This is a genomic window from Halostagnicola sp. A-GB9-2, from assembly GCF_030068615.1.
In the GTDB taxonomy this organism is placed as follows: domain Archaea; phylum Halobacteriota; class Halobacteria; order Halobacteriales; family Natrialbaceae; genus Halostagnicola.
Map to the genome: position 1 here is coordinate 36,946 of NZ_JASJOC010000005.1, position 19,997 is coordinate 56,942.

Genomic DNA, 19,997 nt, shown 5'->3' on the forward strand with positions numbered 1-19,997 from the left:
ATGACGAACACTAATACGGATCGACTCGAGGCACCGACTCGACGGTCGTACGTAAAGTACAGCAGTGCGGTTATTGGAGGCGGCTTGCTCGCCGGTTGTACGAGCGATACCGGGGCCGAACCGACGACGCCAGTAGAGGAGACGTATTCGGTCGATATGGAACCGGTCGGGCCGGTCGAGTTCGATGCGGTTCCCGAAACCTGGTTCCCGTATACGGGGGATTACGCCGACATGGGTGTCGCACTCGGGCAGGGGGGCGGACTTTCCGCGATCGGTGTTCGTGCCCGTTTCGGCTCACATCTATACGAAGAGTTACCCGGCGTTTTCGTCGACAAGGACGACCTCACGGAACTTTGGCAGGACGGTACCGGTAAGGAGGTCTTCTACGAACTCGATGCAGACGTTCACATCATCGATCCCAACTTCATGGTCAACCGATTACAGTGGAGTCAGGACGATGTCGACGAGATCGATGAGTACGTCGGTCCGTTTGTCGGAAACACGACCTACACGGATGCCTATGATTGGCACGATTACGCTGAGTACACGATGTACGAGGCCTTCGAGAAAATCGCACAGCTCTTTCAGGAACACGAACGGTTCGAGGCGTTCGAACAGTACCACGACGAGATTCTCGAGGATGTCCAAGCGCGGCTTCCGGACGAGTCGCCCACTCTCGCGATTCTCTACCCCGAGAACGTCCCTCCCGAGTCGTTCTACCCGTATCTCGTCGGCTCCGGAACGCAGTCCAAACACTGGAACGACCTGCACGTCGAGGATGCTCTCGCACGGAACGACGTTGTGGACACACAGGCGGGCGGCGGTACAATCGACTACGAAACCCTGCTCGAGATAGATCCGGACGCCATCGCGATACGGCTCCAGGGTGAGATCACACAAGAGTACTTCGATCAAGAAATCGGCTCGCACCTGCAAAACCACACCATTGCAAGCGAGCTCACGGCTGTTCAGGACGAGTGTGTTTTCTACGGTGGGGTAACGTATCAGGGGCCGATTATTCACCTGTTCCAGCTCGAGCGAGCTTCCCAGGGGCTCTACCCTGACGAATTCGGCGACGAACGACTGTTCGATAGACAGCGAGTAGCGGACATCATCAACGGGGAGGTCTGAGTATGGTCGACGATGCTTTCGGTTCGACCGACTTCGACGTCGTCGTCGTCGGCGGAGGACCTTCGGGGTGTTCGGCAGGGGTATTCACTGCTATGTACGGTCTCGAGACTGGTATTTTCGATCGAGGCAACGCGGCGCTCCGCCGGTGTGCCCACCTCGAGAACTACCTCGGATTTCCCGCGGGAATCGATATCAAGGCCTTCTACGATTTGATGCACGCGCATGCGGAGGAGGCTGGTTGCGATATCGTCTCGGATATGGTCGAATCCGTCGATCGAACCGAAGATGATTCGGCGTTCGTCGTCGAGACACAGGACGGTCGGCGCGTCAGCGCTAAAAAGGTCGTTGCGGCCGCGTGGTACGACGGCGAGTACCTCCGACCGCTCGGCCGTGATGCGATGTTCGAACACCACGACCACCACGGAGAGGAACACGAGCACTTCGATCCCGAGTATTCCGATGAAGACGGACGAACGCCGATAGATGGACTGTACGTCGCGTCGCCGTCCGGTCAGCGAAGCGTACAGGCCATCGTCGCCGCTGGACAGGGCGCACACGTCGGACGGTGCGTTCTCGAGGATCACCGGCACGAGCAAGGGTACCCCGGCGGCGTTGCCGAACACTACGATTGGCTCCGCCCGGATGCCGAATTCTCCGGCGAATGGGGCGGTCGTGACCGCTGGCGGGAATGGTTCGAAAACGAGGCCGAGGACGACCACGACGTCGATGAAGAACGCTTCGTCGAACTGCGCGAACAGTATATCGATCGGGTGTTCGAGGCACGCGTATCCGATACGGCCGTCGAGGAGAGATCCGAACGTGGTCTCCGTCGACTCGTCGAGACACTCGGAACCGATCGAGTCCTGGACGCGTTGGATACTCGTAAAATCGTAGAGTACGTCGAGGGCGAAGAATCCAGTAACCTCGACTCGACATAATATTCGGACGTGGGGACACCTAACGCGTTCCAGGCTCGCTGGGTCGTGTTGGAGGCTTAATTTTTAGGTTGCCCAAAAAATCGAAAATACTATTACCTTTTAGGCTAGCCTAAAAACATGGGCGCTGGTTCCAGTTCACCCGTTCGCGACGAAACGACGCGTCGAGAGACCATCAAACGCGGCACAGCAGTCGTCGGCGGTGGTTTGCTTGCTGGCTGTGTCGAGGACGCAGAACCGGACCCGTCCGTAGGAGACGGTTCATATACCGTTTCGATGGAACCAGCCGGCGCGGTCACATTCGAATCCGTTCCCGAGCAGTGGATTGCCTACAACGGAAGCTATGCCGACATGGGAATTGCACTGGGGCAAGCCGACGGGATGACCGGTAGCGGTGGTGCACATCGCTTCCATACGCACGTCTACGATGAGCTACCTGGCGTGACGGTCGACCGAGAGACGATCGAAGCCAATCCGGAAGTCCGAACGAAAGAGCAGTTCTACGAACTCGAGAACGACGTTCATCTGTACGACCCGCAAATGATGAAACAGTGGTTCGACTGGGACGAAGATGACCTCGAGGAAATCACCACAAACGTCGGACCGTTTATTGGGAACTTGATATTTCGCCGGTCCGACGAGTGGCACGAGTATCGATATTATACGCTGTACGAGGCGTTCAAAACGGTTGCGGCTGTGTTTCAACAGGAGGAACGCTACGAGGCCTTCGAGCAATTACACGATGAATACATTGCGAAGATACATGCCAAACTCCCGCCGGTAAATGAGCGCCCGAGCGTTCTCGTTGCGTACGACGAGACCACAGAACCGGATTCGTTTTCGCCCTATCGACTCGATGATAACGGTACGAGTACGAAACAGTGGCGTGATCTCGGCCCCACAGACGCGCTCGCAACGAGCGATATCGATCACCTCAGCTCGACGGAGCGAGGCACTCTCGATTATGAAGCTCTCCTCGACATCGACCCGGACGTTATTCTTCTTCGCGGCCACGAGCGCCGGTCTCGTTCGGAGTTTCGAGAAATCGTTCTCGAGTACATGCGAGACCATCCTGTCGGAAGCGAGTTGACGGCAGTTACAAACGACGCAGTCTACCGCGGCGGATACCTCCATCAGGGACCCATCCACAATCTCTTCCTCACCGAGCGCGCAGCAAAGCAACTATATCCGGATATTTTCGGCGACCCAACGGGAGGTTCCCAGTTGTTCGATCGTCAGCGAGTCGCAGATATCGTTACCGGAAACGTATGATCCCAGAAAATCGATTCAAGCGTCTCTCGGCACGCTTCCGACGTATTTCGCCGAACACTACGGCGTATTCACGGCGGGTTGTTCCCCTCCGAGTTGGTCGTTCGTGACGATCTCTCCTGCGATCTACCACGCGCTCGATCGAACAACCGATGAACGAACGAAAATCGGCAGTAAGGTGAGTGCGTTCGCCAGATTCGACGCGCGTGTTCGCGACCTCGATGCCGTCGCATCAGTCGACACGGCCGAAGCAGTTCCCCGCTCGGATTGTGGTCGGATATTCGACACGCGGTTGCTGAAACGAAATGCAAACCAGGCCGCCGAAATCGATCGCGTTCGGGAGCTCTTCGCACGGACCGTTCGACCCCACAGTGTCGATGCTATCGATGAAACGGAACCGCTCGTCGAGACGATCGAGGAAGAGCTGCGGGCAGAAATCGCCCTCGCACTGTCGTCGTCGGCATCCGGCCGGTTTTCCCCCGAAATGAAAGCTGCGATCCGTTCAGTTGTCGACCGTCGAAGGACCGAACTCGAAACGATGTACCGTGCGCTCGACACGACACCCTTTCTACTCACCGTTCCCATTGCGAGACGATCGTTCGCGAACGGCAGGAGTCGCTTCATAGAACGATATGCGGGGACCAGGGGTGTAATCTCTCCCACTCGACGAGTATGAGCCAGCGCTCTCGCTATGTACTCGTCTCCTACATGATAGCCCGGGACGAACGGGAGCCGATTTCACCGGGTACCGTGGCCAGGAAACTGGATCGGTTGCCGGCGGCGGCAACTGAAATGTTACAGCGACTCGAGGCCGAGGGCTTGCTTACGTACGAACCCTATTACGGCGTACCCCTTACCGATGGGGGGCGGAACGTCGGCAGTGATTTGCTCGAGAAATCCGATGTTCTCTTGCGGTTTTTCGTGACGTAATCGAGGTCGACGAACCCGAATTCCTTCTCGAGTATCATGGGTCTCCCCCTCCGCCGACTGTCCCGGGCGAGCTTCGGGGTTGTCCACTCGAGGGTTGGTACACCTCGCTGTTTGCCTGTCCGACTCGCCTCCACAGATTCTCACAACCGAACCATCCCACGTCCGCACAGGTCGCCGTTCTCACACGATGGTGGGATGACGGGCGTGGGAACGAGCCGGGTTTCGCTGAGCATCAAAGGGTGAGGCACTTATGTTTGGATTGATAAAATCAACCGATCGCATGAGTACCAAATCGTCAGCGAGGAGGTGTGGACGATGAAAAACGACGAGCCAATTGACTCTCCACAGTACGTCGAAGCCCTCGAGGACCTGCGTGAGGAAGTCCAATCGGATCCAATCGAACAAACGCGACTATCGGGACTCTACGAGGAAGCGAGCACCGCTCGAGTCGATCTCTGGAATACTGTTACCGCATTCATCGATATCGAAAACGGCCAAGCAGTCGTGACGGAAGAATCGAAGCTCGCGGCGGGCAAGTGGGCCCCAGAAATCGTCGACGACTGTGACGCGATGCTAACCGTCGACGTTCAGCACGGGTTAACAGAGCAGATGTTCGAATCGATCGTCCAGGAGAAGCTCTCGGAACTGATCGGCGAAGCGACCGATACCGAAAACGATCCTCGATAATTGATGAACGACTTTCGATAGTTGACGGACGAGTTCGATTCGATAATTCTGCTCGGTATCGGATTCGGTTTCGCGGCGATCAGTTCCGTTCGTCTTCCCGATCCGTGTTCACTGAACAGCGCTCGGCCTTTGGGAGTGAGTATCGGCTCAGGTCATCGCCGAGCAACACAAAGACTGATCCGGAAATTGCCCATCAAATATGTTTTCCCAAACTCGATTTGGATCACGTTCGTCTGTTCGATTGATCATTCGCTGTTTACTATTTCTATCGGTTTGGACTGTTACAGTGTCTAAGTTCTCCGATCACACGATTTATACCTAAATTAGCAGAGGCCGTTGCTTTTCATCATACGAGCTATCGATATTGTCTTATCCAGTACTGTCTGCCAACGCTAACTAGTCAATATTGCTCGTATTGACAGTTGAACGGACTCATTCCCCCTCGTACTCGTGTTGTTGATCAAACTCGAGTTGTCGACCAGCTCAGCTCTGCCAAATCGTCCTTTGAATACCCTGTGGCCGCTCAGTAAGGTTTTTTACTTCCTGGTCTCGAGTAATTCCATCTCTCGATGAGTTGTTACCCGATCTCTCATTCACTGCATGTTGAATGGGAAATATATTTTACGGGTTACCGGCCTGGGGACATCGTTATCGGTTGGTGGTACTAGCTTTCGAACCCATTGATGACTCCTTTGCAAACCGTTTGAATTGAGTACGTACCCGCTCTTCCTGTGCTGTATTCCTCATCTGTGAGATCCCGACGTTGTGATGGATTTCCGCTGACCCGAGCGTTTGAACTCCGTTATCAGTTTTCATTGTCACAGGTGTAACTAATCTTGTTACATCCATACGTGTGTAATCTGTCTACGAGTCGGTATCACGTCCTCCGTTCGATAATGTATATATAAAAAATTGCCTCTTATTGAAACGTTCAGTTGCCTCATTCCCATAATGTGCGTAGAGCCATTACCGGGCAGGAAACGCTTGTATAGGAGTTTAGCACCGTCTTAAACACTGACTTATCGTTCTTGTAACTATCTTTGTGGGTAGGAGCATCGAAACTGGTAGCGATGTGGCGGTGAGATCGTTTCCGGTCGTTCGTCCCGAATGGCTGGTTCCTCGATTTATACTCATCACGAGGTTGCGACCAGGGTGACTCACAGCTACCCGCAATTCAGATACCGACAACTGTATATGAATGGAGTTCACTAGTAAAAATTACTGAACATGGCTTACTGTGACAACTGTGGTGCACACGTAACAGATCGATATCGGCGCGTCTTTTCGGCAAACGACGGGTCGTTACAGGGGTGTTCGAACTGCCAAAATCAGACCGACATGCTCAATGGTGCCGGCTCGAAGTTGACCGAGTAATGCAATAATCGCGGCCGTGCGTTAACGATCGTCGTGCTGATAACGCGTTCGGAGGGCGTATCGTCGCCCGACTGCTACTCCTTTCGAATCCACTCGGCAGTTCGCTTTAGGCCCTCGCGAAGCGAGACGCTCGGCTCGTATTCGAGATCGGTTCGAGCCGCGGTAATATCTGCTTCGCTGTGACGAATATCACCGTTTCGGCCATCAGTGTGGGTGACCTCGGAGTGTGAGTCGGTTACCTCAATGATCACCTCAGCGAGTTCTCGAACGGTGACGCTGGTCCCGGTACCGATATTGTAGGCCGTTCCGACAGCGTCCGTCGTGGCCGCGCGCAGATTCGCCTGAACCAGATCGTCGATATAGACGAAGTCGCGCGTCTGTTTGCCGTCGCCATGGACCGTGACCGGTTCGTTCCGTTCGGCCTGGTCGCAGAAAATGCTGATTACGCCGCTGTAGTCGCCGGCCGTCTGGCCCGGTCCGTAGGCGTTGAAATACCGTAGTGCAACGGTTTCGAGGCCGTACAAATCGTGGTACTGACGAGCGTAGTGATCGATCGTTAGTTTATCGAGTCCGTACGGGGAGGTCGGCGATTTGGGGTCGCCCTCCGAGATGGGGACATGCTCCGGCTGGCCGTAGATCGCGGCACTCGAGGCGAGTACGACCCTCGCGTCCGCTTTTCGAGCGGCCTCGAGCAGATTCAGCGTTCCCCTGGTGTTGATCTCGTGGCTCGTCAACGGATCCTCGACCGAGCGTTGGACGCTCACGAGGGCGGCTTCGTGAAATATCAGGTCGACGCCGTCGGATGCAATGGCAAGCGTGTCTTCGTCGAGAAGGGTCCCCTCGAAAAACGTTGCGCCGTCGGGTACGTTCGATCGGTGGCCCGTCGATAGGTTGTCGAGCACCCGAACGTCGTTGTCCGAAACGAGCGTACTCGCGAGATGACTTCCGATAAATCCAGCTCCGCCCGTGATGAGAATCGTCTTGTCAGTAACCGCTTCGGGTTGCATACACATCAGTATCAAAGCACCGTACGTGAGTTTTCTGGTTCGCGTTGGATTTCGGTTTGTGCTGGACGGTCCGAGGAACGCCGAATCGTCTTGACCGGACGGTCGAGAGAACACGTACGCACGACGGCTCCGATTGTCTCACAGTTTCGGCTGCTGACGTCGTTCCGATTGTTCCACAGTTCCAGCTGCTGACGTCGGTTTGGGGATCCCACCTCTCTGTGATTGCTACGGCCCTTGTAACGATTTACCGGTACTGTCGCAGAACGGTCGCGGTTGCACTGGAAACGACTGACAGCAGTCAGTACGAGGTCGACTTCGCCATTATATAAGTACTAACGGACAGTTGAGGTTTGTCGATGGGGCGCGTGTTCAACAATGAGCGTTTTGCGGCGGAAAACCCGTCGAGAGAGTGACCGTCGGAAATCACACTTCGCCACTGTTGGCGGAAACGTTGCTGTGGCTACAACTCAAACGCCCGTTCGATGTTTACGGAAGTACCGTTGTAATTAGCACAACTGCATTAAGAACTCGTTCAGCTTCAATTTCGACGGTCTCGGGAACGGGTGGTAGAACCCCTTGTTCGTCGAAATCGGCTGCAACCGTTCATCGGCGGACCGGTAAAATCCGACGACCGACATCGCTTGCTACTCGCGTCGTTCACTGTATTCACGCGCGTCACTATTGGGTTAGATATTTATTGACACCTCTGGTAAGTAGACCTGTGAGTACAACCGAACGAAAACCGACGGTGCTCCTTGCTTCCGATTGGAGCATCGATCGGATCATGAACGGAGTTATTTACGGATTGTTCGGGGTCCACCTAGTTTTGGTTATTCTTGCGCACGCGACTAGCTCGGTGCCAGCGTGGTACCTTGGGGCGTCTTGTGTCTTCCTCGGTGGTATCCTCGGCTGTCGCTACGCCGTAGAATCCTACCAGGACCCCGAGACGATCCAATCGGGAATTCTTACGGCTCTCGGTTTCACCCTCGTCATCTTGGCCGTTATCTACCAGGCCACTTCGACGGGTTTCGGTTTCGGCCGATACCGAACGCCTGCTGTCATCGGGGCGTTTTTGCTTATTGTTGCCTTCATGCTTATCGTCAGTGATCCAAGACAGTTTTCGATCGCCGAATGGGCCGTCTTCGGCTGTTTCGTGGTGCTCGCCGGTATCTACGTCATGCGTACCCTCGCGTTTCACCCGACGAGTGCGCAGGCCCGATGGCCGCTGTGGTCGATGATTGTGATGGGGAGTAGCCTATTCGTGATCCCGAACCTCGTTCCCGAACGAATTTTTCTCTGGTTTCTTTCTCGTCTGGCGGCGGTCGTCGTACTGCTTGGGCTGGTTACCTACGTCGTCGGCGACTACACGGTGTGGATCTTCGAGATTCAACAGTGGCCGGACTCTCCGTCGGTTCCGGGAATCGACACCGACGCCTCGACGCTCCGCTCGATCTTCCCGAACCCGAACTCCTTCGGTTTGCTTTCGTTCGCCGGATTTATCGCTGCCTTCGTCGAGTTCCATCGCTCCGTAGTCGCTCGTCGCCCACTCGGAGCGCTCACCACCCTCGTTCTTACGGGGATTTGCGGTCTTGGGCTGTTCCTGTCGAACGCTCGAGCGGCGATGCTCGGCGCAGCGGTCGCCGCGGCGATCTACGCGGTGTACGCCGTTGGTGGCCGAATTACCGTTCCGATAACGGTTATTGCGGGCTCCCTTGGGGTGTGTGGATTGCTCGTCGGGATGTACACCAACGTTATCGATATCTCTGCAACGAATCGATTCGAACTCTGGCGCGGGAGTTTGGCCGCGTTTCGCGATGGTCCCCTGCTTTTCGGGCACGGGAACCTCTCACCGAATAACGCTATCGAACCGTACCTTGCAGGCGATCTCTCGACGTCGCCGCACAACTCGTATCTCTCGATACTCGTCCAGACTGGAATCGTCGGAGGGCTCGCGTATTTCGGTATCGTCGCCGGGAGCATCGTTGCCGGACTTATCAACTTCCGCGACGTCAACGTCGCGATGCTCGCGCTTGCGATCGGCTGGGCCGTCCACCAGATGTTCGAATCGTACACGCTATTTCGGTGGTCACTCGGTGCAGTGATCGCCACCATGACGATCGGATATCTCCTTCAGGGGGTGCGATCGAATTGACCCGCTGGCCCGCCTTCGGGACACCGCGTTTTCAGGGATCGGTTCGGGGCGCGAGACTGCTATGGATGCGTCCATCTGGCTTCGGATCGACACCTTGCCGGCGGTGGACACAGGGGAACGGTTCAGGCCTCTGTTGCACTACTGAAATCGTCCACCGTTCCAGACAACTTCCTGCTCGCGATAAAATCCGACGGCGCTCTTCAGTTGATCCGGATCAACGGACCTCAGACCCGAGAATACGGCGTTTGCGTCGAATCTCCTTCGGCCTAGAAGCTAGTGCAAACGACAGCTCTAAATCGTCTATTAAGGACGGCAAAAAACGATTTTCACCCCCTTCGATGAGGGGTTTGTGAGTAGATATTTGTCCACTTTACAATTGAACTGGAGTATCTCACAAGCTTTAATATAATCAAACACAAATTAAATTTGTTGAATGGTATCTCGTTGGAAGCACGGTGGAGTAACCGCTGGTGGAACGGTACTGCTCGCACTCGTGGCCGGGCTCGTTGGAAGCTACCTAACTGGGACGCCGATGACGCTCATAACCGATCAGGCGACTGCGGTCGTGCTTATCGGTAGCGTCGTCGGTGTAGCGCTTGCACCGTTGTACGTTCCGCGGCCGCGATCGATGAGGACGATGATCAGACGAACCGGACAGCAGATCGTCGTCGCCTGTCTCGTTCTCGCAAGCCTGGGATCTGTCGGGATCACCGCAGCACCTGCGCTACCGACGACGATTGTGGTCGGCGTCTTTCTTTTACTGACCTTGCCATTTTGGTATGGAGTGCGCCAACGCCGCTCGAGTCCGCAACGAGTGCTGGTCGTTGGCGACGACCCCTCCTTGATCGAGTCGGTGATTCGGTCGCTTCCGGTCGCGCCGATCGGGTTTCTTTCCCCGCTACAGACAGACCGGGCTATCGAGATAACGCATTCGAAGCCGTCGATCGAGAATGCCCCGGAAACCGTCGTTGCAACCGACGGCGGACTGTCGGCCGCCAATCGAATCGACTCGATTTCCGGCGTTGATCGACTGAGCGGGCTTTCGAGGCTCGAGCACGTGCTCAAACAGCGCGATATCGATACCGTCACACTCGCGTTCTCTCACGCCGACCGCGAGGAGTGTTTTGGCGTGTTGCGTACCTGCCGTGATCAGGGCGTCGACGCGCTCGTTCACGAGTCGCTCGCGGATCAGGTTCTCGACGGGGAGGAAGTCGGTGCCGAACTGGTTCGGGCCGACCTCGACCCCTGGCCGTGGTACAGTCGGGCGGCCAAACGGGCCTTCGATCTGGCGTTCGCGATGGTCGGAGTGATCGTGTTGGCGCCGTTGATCTTGCTTATCGCAGTCGCAATCAAGGTGGACTCACCCGGGCCGGTGTTGTACAATCAGACCAGGTCCGCTGAATTGGGAGAAACGTTTACGCTCGCGAAGTTCCGAAGTATGGTTACGAACGCCGAGACTGACGGGGCTCAGTTGAGCGAGGAGGACGCTGGCGGCGTCGATCCGCGGGTGACACGGGTGGGGCGAATCCTCCGGAAGACCCACATGGATGAGATTCCGCAGCTGTTCTCGATCCTTCGCGGCGATATGAGCGTCGTCGGCCCACGACCGGAACGGCCGGAAATCGACCGTGAGATAGCGGCTGACGGCATCGATTGGTCCAAACGGTGGTTCGTAAAGCCAGGCCTGACCGGCATCGCGCAGGTCAACGATGTTACCGGCTTTCAACCCGAACAAAAGCTCGAGTATGATCTCGAGTACGCCCGGCACCAATCGGTTCGGCTCGACGTCAAACTCGTCACCCTGCAAGTAACGTCCGTCCTCGAGGATGTGATCGGACTGCTATCGAATCGGATGGGTGACGGTCTCGACGAGGACTCGAGTCCGAAATGACGCCGCCGCTAGCAACGGATCTACCGATGTAGTTGATTGAATATATGACAAACGAAACATTGTCCAGGGGCCCTCTCCAGGACACGGAAATCGATTCGGAAGCAACGAGAACAACGAGTGAACGATGATTGAGAGCACACTATTAGTAGCGCTCGTCGCCTCGGTGGCGCTTTTGGTGTGGACGTACTTCCTCTACCCCGCGTTCCTATTCGTCTGGGTTTCTCTCACATCGGATACCGATCGCTCCGAGCCGGACGAACTTCCGTCAGTTGCGCTCGTTATCGCCGCGTACAACGAAGAAGAGGTGATTGCCGAGAAAATCGAAAACAGTCTCGATCTTGCCTATCCAGACGATCGATTCTCTATCGTCGTCTTCTCGGATGCGTCGTCCGACCGAACGGACGAAATCGTCCGCTCATACGAAAGCGAGGGGGTAAAATTGATCCGAATCGAGGGGCGCGTTGGAAAAACCGAATGTCAGAACAGAGTGGCTGAACGGCTGGACGAAGAGATTATCGCCTTTTCGGATGCGAACAGTATGTACGAACCCGACGCGATTATGGAACTGGTTCGAGGCTTCGATTCGGAGGTCGGATGCGTCGTCGGCGAACTCAAGTACCGAGATTCGAGCGATGTCGAGGGGGAATCGCTTTACTGGAAGTACGAATCCGCGATCAAACAACTCGAGTCGACGTTTCACTCGACCGTCGCCGGAAACGGTGCAATTTACGCCGTTCGAAACAGCTCATATGTCCCACTCTCGAGGGATACAATTAGCGACTTCGCTGAGCCGTTAGCTATCGTTAGCAACGGGGAAAAAGCCGTGTACGCGAAAGATGCGACGGCTTGGGAGAGTACGGCCGAACAGGTAGAAGAAGAACTCAGCCGTCGCAGTCGGATCGCGACCCGGTCGTGGCATACTATCGCAAAATTTAGCCACCTGCTCAATCCGGTTTCGTATCCGCTGTTTTCACTTCAGCTGTTTTCCCACAAGATTCTTCGGTGGCTCTCTCCGATTCTCCTCGCGGGAACCATCATCGCTAACCTGGGGCTCGTCCTCGTTTCGCCGAGTCCCGTCTACGTCGTTCTCCTGGGGGCACAGATCCTGTTTTACTCGCTCGCAGCGATCGGGGCAGTTCACGATCGAATGGGTCTGTTGAATCCGATCGTCACCTACGTTCCGTACTATTTCCTCACGTCGAATTACGGGATGTTGATCGGCCTCTGGAACTTCGTCGTCGGACAGAATATCGTAACTTGGGATACCGCCACTCGGAAAACGAACTAATGGTCGCTCACTTGCACACATGACACACGTTGTTCACCTATCGTCGGTCCACTACCCGTTCGACCCTCGTATCTTTCACAAGCAACTGCGGTCGCTCTCCGCAGAGGGGTATCGAACGACGCTCCTCGTTCATCACGAGGAATCGACGACCCGGAACGGGATTCGCGTTCGATCGGTCGGCGACGTCGACTCGCGCCGCGAGCGGTGGCGTAACCTACCGACCCTCTATCGGCGAGCGAAATGCGCGGACGCTGATGTTTATCATTTTCACGATCCCGAACTCCTCCCGATCGGCATGCTCCTCTCACGAACTACGGACGCCGAAGTCGTCTACGATGTCCACGAAGACTACACGGACGCTATTCGCGTTCGAGAGTGGATTCCGGAGACAATCAAACCGGCTCTCACAACGCTCTTTCCGAAGCTCCAGTCGAACGCCGTCCGGCTCCTGGATATGGTCGTGACGGCGGACGAATCGACTGCTCGAAAGCTCGAGGCGAAAAGTACCGTCCCGGTCACCACGGTTCGTAACTTTCCTCGAACGGAGGACATCGAAATTCGCGATGTCGATGTCGAGCGTTCGACCGAGTACGTTCTGACGTACGTCGGCGGACTGGATCGCGAGCGCGGATTGTTGAACATGTTGCGAACGACGGCGCGATTGCGAGAGGCCGGTCTGGATGTCGGATTGTGGCTGATCGGACCGTTCCAGGACGACGAGATCGAACGCGAAGTACGGTCGTTCATGGACCGAGAGGGAATCACCGAACATGTCCGTCTCTTCGGCTACGTCGATTACGACGACATCTTCTCGTACCTCTCGCTCGCCGACCTCGGACTCCTCCTTGTCGATGAGGAACGTTTCGAACGGAACGTCCCGACGAAGTTCTTCGAGTATATGTACTGTGAGTTGCCGGTCGTCTCGACCGAGGTACCGTCGCTCGAGCGATTTTTCGACGACGAGTACTGTCTGACAGTGTCCGAAGACCGACTCGAGGAAAGCGTTAGTGAGATATCCAGACTTCTCGAGGATGATCAACGACGGCAACGAATGGGCGATGCCGCGCGAGAGAAAGTCACGTCAGAATTCAGTTGGGAAGTCGAAGAGGATCGACTGTTAGATGCGTATCAGTACTTGCTCGACTCGTAAGCTTTCGAATTTACGAAGCGAATGTGGTCGACTCGTACGCTACGAACTGGGCCGTGACGGTTCCTCGAACGGCGCACGAATAACCGAGTCCGCCGGCATTCGATGCGAATCGGGGTCACTAAAATCGAGTCTATCGACGGCCTCGGCGGCTCGGAAGGAGTGGTTCGTCTCGTTTCCGGTCGTGTGCGTACTGTATTGTCCGTCAGCGAGGAGAGCATAGATCGCAAGCGGCCCGGTGTCCCCTCGATCGGGATTCTGGAGATATTTTCGGTAGAGGACCTGCGCGTAGGGTCGAAGCGACGAGTTCTTTACTCGCTCTTTTACTCGCATTGATATTGCCGTTTCTGACTCCGATTTGCCTGCCTCCTTCGGATCGATATCGGCGAGTGAACTGTACAGCGCCGCGCTGTACGCTTCGATCAGCGACTTGTCGCGCCGACAGTCTTCGGGAAGGGTTTCGAAGAGTTCCATCAGCTGTCGATCGGCCATCGGATACCAGTAGTCGTACCCGAAGTAATCGTACGCGATCCAATCTTGATACAGGTATTTCGATTGGCGCTCTCGTTGCTCCCAGTGGGCGTACTCCGCCAGCCAATCCGTACTTCGGTTCGGTAGCCTGTCGGAGATCCGCTCCTTGAGAACTGATTCGAGCGTTTCGCTGGACGGCCAGACCGAATAATGCTCGTCGAAGATGTACTCAATGAGCTGGGCTCGAGATGACGGAGACGGGGGAAGGTGACTCCCGACGCCTCCAATTGTCTGTCCCGAAACGATGAACGCGTCGTCGTCGATTCGGGAGTCGGTTTCGAGTTCTACCAAGGCGGGAAGTACCTGAATGCCTGGAATGGAATCGAGGTTGAACGCACGATCGTAATAGTCCTCCCAGACGTCCGAGTCGTACAGTGCGTTCCACATTCGGGGGGTGTATTCGACGAACACACAGTTGATATCGAGTTTTGTCGCGATTTCCTGTGCCATCACTGGGTCGACGCCATCCGGTTTTCCGAAGGTGAACGCGATGATGTTATCGTACCCTGCTTGAGGAGCGAACAGAGCATCACCCTGGAATCGTGACCGCCGCTGAGCGAAACGCATATTTGTCGCCCATCGGCAGCGGCGATAACGCGTTGGGATATCCCGTCCATCACGCTGTCTAATTCCGCTATCGCGTCCCGCTTGGTGTACTCCTGTGGCACCGGATAATAGTCCGAATACGAGTGAACTGTTGCTCCCGAACTCGAGAGGGTAATACTCGTCCCCGCCTCGAGCTGTTTCAGCTCGGTATGAAGCGTATCGGATCCGGTTACGTAACTCGCGGTCAGAAACTCCCGTTCCGAAACGGGGCTGTACTCCGCTGAGTCGACATCGCCGACGACCGCTCGAGACGTATCGCCGATACAGACCGGGTCCGTCGTGTAGAAAAGCGGGTGGCTCCCACAGTGATCGACCGCCGCACAGAGTTTCTCTCCCAGATCCACGATCAGCGAAAAGAAGCCACTGAGCGAGGAGACGAACTCGTGGAACGCATCTTCCGACGGGATACTTCGGAGTCGCGCTTCGAGATCAGCCGTCTCGAGGTACTCCTCGTTTTGAAAGGCGTGGCCTCGAGCGTGGACGGTCCCGGGGTACGGGTTCCCCCGTCTCGATGAAGTCGAATATTCATATCAATAACCCACTCGCTATTCGACGTGATTGTCGATCTTAATGGGTTTGGTTCCGATACCACCGTTGTCCTCTGGGTAGTCGTCTATCCCTTTCCTAACCGTCTACTTGGACGGTTGAAGCGGGTGTGAGACACTATCTCCGTGTGACGGTTTTTCAAAACAAACGAGAATTCCTCCGGTTGTAGAATCTCGCTATGATCGCACACTGTGGTGCAAGGGAGGGAACGGTCGCTCTTATCGTCTTCGATCAGCATGTTTATCATGTTAAGACGAACTAGCTCTATGCACAGTGTCGGTCTACCGAATCGCGTCTACGTCGTATCTATGAGTCTTCGGAAAAAAGTCGTATCCGGATTTTCAGCCGAACTAGTGGCCCAATTATTCGGTGTTATATTCAGCGGGCTTTTACTGGTTATTCTCGCTCGATTGCTCACAGCGGAACAATACGGGTTGTTGTATTTGTCAATCTCTATCTTCTCGGTTATTATACTGATTACGAGCTTTGGTTTCTCGCGGTCGGCGGCGAGATATATCACGGATTACGAGGAGAACGACCCCGGGCAAATCCCGTATATCATACGGGCGTCGTTGCTATACTGTGCAGTGGCGTTGTTGGTGGTCGGTTTCTCGTTTACGGTGTTTCAAGAACAGATTTCTCACTGGCTCGGTGAACCTGATTTACAACCACTTTTGCTTGTTGGAATCCTGTACATTATCTTCTACAGTTTCGTCGAGTACTGTCGTCGGATTTTCCAGGGATTCAAGAGTATCAAAAAGAGTGCGACTCTTCACGTCGTGAACACGTCGTTCAAGTTTGTGTTTGTCGTTTTACTGGTGGTGATCGGATTCGATGCGGTCGGCGCGCTGGTCGGGTACGTGGTCGGTTTGGTCGTCACGTCGCTGTTCGGTGCGGTATTGCTTTACCGAACGGTCAAAGCCTACGAGAGCTCTGCGAAGGTTGAACCCGGGTTGCGCCGCAAACTGTTCGAATACAGTCTTCCGATCACGCTGACCTCGAGCGGAACGGTTCTGATAAAACGAGTCGACGTGATCCTGATCGGATTCTTTCTCAATCCGGTTGCGGTCGGATACTACACGGTCAGCAAGCAGATAATCGACTTCGTCGTCAAACCGGCAAACTCTCTTGGGTTTTCGATATCTCCCCGATACTCGGAGCAGGTTTCGAAAGGGAATTACAGTCGAGCGGCGACGCTCTATCAAGACGCGTTACACAGTATGGTGCTTCTTTACGCACCGGCGGCGATTGGCCTGTTTCTCGTCGCGGACCCGGCTGTTACGCTGATATTTGGTCAAGAGTATCACGGCGCGATTCCGGTCGTTCAGATGTTCTCGATCTACGTTCTTATTCAGGCAATCAGTTACGTGACCGGTAGCGGGTTGGATTATCTCGGGAAGGCAAAGTTTCGTGCGATCCTGAAGGGGACGATTGCAGTCGGAAACGTTGTCCTCAACATTATCCTTATCCCGACGATCGGCATAACCGGTGCTGCCCTGGCCACAGTGCTAACGTACGGGTTCTACGTGACCGGAAACGTCTATTTGATGCATTGTGAACTGCCACTCGATTGGGCGAAGATAGCGGCAAATACGATCAAAGCGCTCCTGATCGCATCGGTAATGGGGGCTATCGTGTTCGCACTTTCGGCGTATATTACTGGATATCTCTCGCTGATAGCCGTCATCGGAACCGGAATCGCTATTTGGGCTACTCTCAGCATCGCAACCGGCGTAGTCGAACCCCAGGAAATCAGAGCACATATGGGGGTCTAAACTTGTGATCCGATTCCTTCCCTCCCCGCCCCTGATACGCTCGAGTAGGAAGATAGCTGTTGTACCGCGTCCCGAGCCCAATCAAACGCGACCTCTCATACTGTCGGCTGTCAGGCGTTCTCGATTCTCGTCCCCCCGGGGGTGCGAGAATCTTCACAGAGGTACAGCCGACAGTATTAGTTTCAACACCGAGCCATGATTCGCTCTCAACTTTCACGTAGTCGGGTTTCGGAACAACGAGCGCTCTATAGCGCACTCGAGAAGAAACTCAAAACAGGGGGTCTCAGTATCCCGTGGCCCGTTCAGAAACGTCTTCTTACTGGTATTCATCGAACTCAGCGGGTTATTCAACCCGAACGCTACGTTGACGCGGACCCGTACAAATTGTTGTACGTTGATCCGAGCAATGTCGAGTACCACGTCAACTGGGATACCACGCCACGCGTCTTTGGGACGGTTGCTGACGGCGACTGGGACCGGCGACGTGAACCCATCTCTGATGTTTCCCTCTATCGATCACTGGTCGAGCGGTTTCGACATGAAGAGCCCTGGGAGAACACGGAGCTCTACGAGATGCTTGTCGAAGAGTCAGACGAACGGTTGTGGGATCGCGTCTGTGACTCCGAACGGGAACGCTCGTCACGTTTAGAAGCGATCGACGCGCTATTTGAGGCGATTTCGTCGGAAGGTTATCTTACTCAGTGTGAATTACTCGAGCGTGATTCGGCGAATACGAACTCGTTAAACAACGAAGAGTGCCATCCAATTCTCAACGAGATCGGACTAAATATCGGACGCAATGGAGAGTTGCTGTGGCGTCATCGCGGTTTGCATCGGCTTTCGATCGCGAAGATTCTCAACCTTGATCGAATTCCGGTGTTGGTACTCGCCCGGCATCGAAACTGGCAGCGAAAGCGTAATTTCGTCCGAGAGAATCCGACGGAGGTAGCTGATTCGATAGTGTCACATCCTGATCTCCAGGATATTTTATAACACTCGATGGACTCTGTTCGAAAATTAGCTTTCCAGTGGCTGCTTGAATTAGCTCCCCATTATGGCAACGATAGACGCTCATCGTTTCGAAATTGAATGGTGTATTATAATTTACAAACTGTATAGATATATTGAAGACCAAAATTGATATCGACAGAAAGTAAAGCGGGTGCAATGTAGACTGACCTCATGAACGAACAGGGAAAGAGCAGTAGCGAATTCACGTTGGAGTCGGAAATTGGGAAGGGACTTCAAGGGGCGACGCTCCGTTCGCAGTCTTGTCGTCGCAGATTCCAAACTACCCCACGCTCTTGAACACAAGTCAAAAACCAATATGGTGGAAACATCGGATAAATCTGACAGTATGAGGGGGTGTTGTTCGAGTGGCTAGCCAATCCAATGAGCCAGCCATTGGTGTTATTATTTCAATAGGTAGGACATCTGCCTATCTGGATTATCGTGGTGTGGAATGACGGATAGCCTAAATAGAAGTCTCGATAGTACGTTTGCTGTCTCTTATGTTGCATTTGTGTTTTCTGGCGTCTACAAGAGTGCTGGATTTCTCGAGTGGGTACCTGTCGATCTTACCCTTCTCTTGGGAATCATAACTGTCGCGTTCACGGTTATGATCGCTGTAGTCAATCAGTTTAAAGTTACATTCTCTGCCGTTGTTATAACGTTGCTGTTTAGCGTGTTCGCTACGTATGCCGTTTTTACTGGGTTCTGGACTTCAAGTTCCGAATACTATTGGTCCAAATCTTTCCGATTGATCGCAGTAACCGGACTTGCTTTTGGAATCGGCTCAATAGTGATCGCGACATCATATCGTCGCCTCATATATGTAGCCTTCTCCACGACAGGACTCTCAACAGTCACCGCACTCGAAACACTCAATCAGTATAGAATGGTCACCGGAAACGTCGAACTCTATCCTTTCGGGACAAACTACCTTATAACAGGTCGCGTTATTGGGTTGGGTCTTATTCTGACAGTGAGTTATCTCATCTTTTCTCGAGAAAATCCATCGATTTCCGTAGCATCCCTCTTTGTGTCGGTTGTGACAGGTTACGCACTCCTTGTAAGTGGCGCTCGCGGACCAATGGTACTGGTATTTGGCGCAGTCGTTTTGCTCGTCGTCACCGGTGTTGTAACTGGTTCACTTCCGAATAATCGACCTGCCTTAGTTGGGTATGCGATTGCCGTGTCCTTAATTGGTGCCGCGTTGACAACAATCGCACAAGAATTACGTGGCATGAGACGAATTCTTCAACTTGTTGAAGGGCCAGGGAGTTCGCTCGGGACACGGTTTGATTACTGGACTGCAACGATCGAGGCATTTGGAAGGGATATGTGGTTTTTCGGCGAAGGATTGGGTTCGTGGCCGGTACATGTGTACTATTACGCTGATGACCAATACTATCCTCACAATATCCTACTCGAGGTAATCTTCGAGCTTGGTACGATTGGATTCGTTATCTTTGTAGCGCTTGTCCTGTATGCGGTTGCCCATACTATCCAAGAATGGGTTACATATAACCATCCAACACAGATTGTGCTTGTCGTTTTGCTCATTTACATGCTGGGCAATGCAATGATATCCGGCGACTTGAACGAGAATCGCTATCTATTCGCTATTCTCGGAGTTATGGCGTACTCGTTTAGATCTCCCCTGACTGAAGGGCGAAGATCTGCGTCTATCTTACAGTAACTTCGTCAAGCTATCCTCTTAGAACGT

Annotated in this window: 15 protein-coding genes; 12 read left to right on the forward strand and 3 right to left on the reverse strand. The window is 54.3% G+C overall.

All coding sequences use genetic code 11. From position 1 onward, the window contains the following. The 6 genes from QNM96_RS13635 to QNM96_RS13660 all read left to right on the forward strand — a co-directional run bounded on the left by QNM96_RS13635 (position 1) and on the right by QNM96_RS13660 (position 4,952). Entirely contained in the window at positions 1-1,131 is a 1,131-nt protein-coding gene (locus QNM96_RS13635) for an ABC transporter substrate-binding protein (protein ID WP_283837001.1), read from the forward strand. Positions 1,132-1,133: 2 nt separating this feature from the next. After that, positions 1,134-2,069, forward strand: coding sequence for a thioredoxin reductase (locus tag QNM96_RS13640; protein WP_283837002.1), 936 nt, complete (start codon positions 1,134-1,136; stop codon positions 2,067-2,069). 117 nt (positions 2,070-2,186) lie between these two features. After that, on the forward strand, positions 2,187-3,338 hold the full coding sequence (locus QNM96_RS13645) for an ABC transporter substrate-binding protein (protein ID WP_283837003.1): 1,152 nt from the start codon (positions 2,187-2,189) through the stop codon (positions 3,336-3,338). Between the two features lie 103 nt (positions 3,339-3,441). After that, positions 3,442-4,011 (forward strand): hypothetical protein, encoded by a 570-nt coding sequence (locus tag QNM96_RS13650; protein WP_283837004.1) that lies wholly within the window; start codon positions 3,442-3,444, stop codon positions 4,009-4,011. Continuing rightward, the gene (locus QNM96_RS13655; protein ID WP_283837005.1) at positions 4,008-4,265 is read left to right on the forward strand and encodes a metal-dependent transcriptional regulator; all 258 of its coding nucleotides are present in this window, start codon (positions 4,008-4,010) and stop codon (positions 4,263-4,265) included. The genes QNM96_RS13650 and QNM96_RS13655 overlap by 4 nt, the downstream gene beginning before the upstream one ends. Before the next feature lie 315 nt (positions 4,266-4,580). Next, on the forward strand, positions 4,581-4,952 hold the full coding sequence (locus QNM96_RS13660) for a hypothetical protein (protein ID WP_283837007.1): 372 nt from the start codon (positions 4,581-4,583) through the stop codon (positions 4,950-4,952). A 1,448-nt stretch (positions 4,953-6,400) separates the two neighbouring features. On the opposite strand, the gene QNM96_RS13665 is transcribed toward QNM96_RS13660, so the two are convergent. Then, positions 6,401-7,333 (reverse strand): NAD-dependent epimerase/dehydratase family protein, encoded by a 933-nt coding sequence (locus QNM96_RS13665; protein WP_283837008.1) that lies wholly within the window; start codon positions 7,331-7,333, stop codon positions 6,401-6,403. Between the two features lie 856 nt (positions 7,334-8,189). Between QNM96_RS13665 and QNM96_RS13670 the strand changes: the two genes are divergently transcribed. The 4 genes from QNM96_RS13670 to QNM96_RS13685 all read left to right on the forward strand — a co-directional run bounded on the left by QNM96_RS13670 (position 8,190) and on the right by QNM96_RS13685 (position 13,814). Next, positions 8,190-9,485, forward strand: a complete 1,296-nt coding sequence (locus QNM96_RS13670; RefSeq protein WP_283837009.1) for an O-antigen ligase family protein — start codon at positions 8,190-8,192, stop codon at positions 9,483-9,485. A gap of 433 nt (positions 9,486-9,918) precedes the next feature. Further along, entirely contained in the window at positions 9,919-11,376 is a 1,458-nt protein-coding gene (locus QNM96_RS13675) for a sugar transferase (protein WP_283837010.1), read from the forward strand. A 124-nt stretch (positions 11,377-11,500) separates the two neighbouring features. Further along, a complete protein-coding gene (locus QNM96_RS13680; RefSeq protein WP_283837012.1) occupies positions 11,501-12,664 on the forward strand; it encodes a glycosyltransferase family 2 protein in 1,164 nt (387 codons plus the stop codon). Positions 12,665-12,683: 19 nt separating this feature from the next. After that, the gene (locus QNM96_RS13685; RefSeq protein ID WP_283837013.1) at positions 12,684-13,814 is read left to right on the forward strand and encodes a glycosyltransferase family 4 protein; all 1,131 of its coding nucleotides are present in this window, start codon (positions 12,684-12,686) and stop codon (positions 13,812-13,814) included. A gap of 39 nt (positions 13,815-13,853) precedes the next feature. Here the strand turns inward: QNM96_RS13685 and QNM96_RS13690 are convergent, their stop codons facing one another. Both QNM96_RS13690 and QNM96_RS13695 read right to left on the reverse strand, forming a co-directional pair. Beyond that, positions 13,854-14,792: a hypothetical protein gene (locus QNM96_RS13690; protein WP_283837014.1), complete on the reverse strand. Its 939-nt coding sequence runs from the start codon at positions 14,790-14,792 to the stop codon at positions 13,854-13,856. Continuing rightward, a complete protein-coding gene (locus QNM96_RS13695; RefSeq protein WP_283837016.1) occupies positions 14,792-15,292 on the reverse strand; it encodes a hypothetical protein in 501 nt (166 codons plus the stop codon). Before QNM96_RS13695 ends, QNM96_RS13690 begins: the two co-directional genes overlap by 1 nt. A 510-nt stretch (positions 15,293-15,802) precedes the next feature. Here QNM96_RS13695 and QNM96_RS13700 point away from each other — a divergent pair. Both QNM96_RS13700 and QNM96_RS13705 read left to right on the forward strand, forming a co-directional pair. Beyond that, on the forward strand, positions 15,803-17,269 hold the full coding sequence (locus QNM96_RS13700) for a flippase (RefSeq protein ID WP_283837018.1): 1,467 nt from the start codon (positions 15,803-15,805) through the stop codon (positions 17,267-17,269). 1,462 nt (positions 17,270-18,731) lie between these two features. Beyond that, positions 18,732-19,970 (forward strand): O-antigen ligase family protein, encoded by a 1,239-nt coding sequence (locus QNM96_RS13705; RefSeq protein ID WP_283837021.1) that lies wholly within the window; start codon positions 18,732-18,734, stop codon positions 19,968-19,970. Positions 19,971-19,997 lie beyond the last annotated feature (27 nt).

What these genes read in the sequence shown, in the direction of transcription:
- QNM96_RS13635 (WP_283837001.1), top strand. Translation starts at nt 1, where the DNA reads ATGACGAACACTAATACGGATCGACTCGAGGCACCGACTCGACGGTCG.
- QNM96_RS13640 (WP_283837002.1), top strand. Translation starts at nt 1,134, where the DNA reads ATGGTCGACGATGCTTTCGGTTCGACCGACTTCGACGTCGTCGTCGTC.
- QNM96_RS13645 (WP_283837003.1), top strand. Translation starts at nt 2,187, where the DNA reads ATGGGCGCTGGTTCCAGTTCACCCGTTCGCGACGAAACGACGCGTCGA.
- QNM96_RS13655 (WP_283837005.1), top strand. Translation starts at nt 4,008, where the DNA reads ATGAGCCAGCGCTCTCGCTATGTACTCGTCTCCTACATGATAGCCCGG.
- QNM96_RS13660 (WP_283837007.1), top strand. Translation starts at nt 4,581, where the DNA reads ATGAAAAACGACGAGCCAATTGACTCTCCACAGTACGTCGAAGCCCTC.
- QNM96_RS13665 (WP_283837008.1), bottom strand. Translation starts at nt 7,333, where the DNA reads ATGCAACCCGAAGCGGTTACTGACAAGACGATTCTCATCACGGGCGGA.
- QNM96_RS13675 (WP_283837010.1), top strand. Translation starts at nt 9,919, where the DNA reads ATGGTATCTCGTTGGAAGCACGGTGGAGTAACCGCTGGTGGAACGGTA.
- QNM96_RS13680 (WP_283837012.1), top strand. Translation starts at nt 11,501, where the DNA reads ATGATTGAGAGCACACTATTAGTAGCGCTCGTCGCCTCGGTGGCGCTT.
- QNM96_RS13685 (WP_283837013.1), top strand. Translation starts at nt 12,684, where the DNA reads ATGACACACGTTGTTCACCTATCGTCGGTCCACTACCCGTTCGACCCT.
- QNM96_RS13690 (WP_283837014.1), bottom strand. Translation starts at nt 14,792, where the DNA reads ATGGCACAGGAAATCGCGACAAAACTCGATATCAACTGTGTGTTCGTC.
- QNM96_RS13700 (WP_283837018.1), top strand. Translation starts at nt 15,803, where the DNA reads ATGAGTCTTCGGAAAAAAGTCGTATCCGGATTTTCAGCCGAACTAGTG.
- QNM96_RS13705 (WP_283837021.1), top strand. Translation starts at nt 18,732, where the DNA reads ATGACGGATAGCCTAAATAGAAGTCTCGATAGTACGTTTGCTGTCTCT.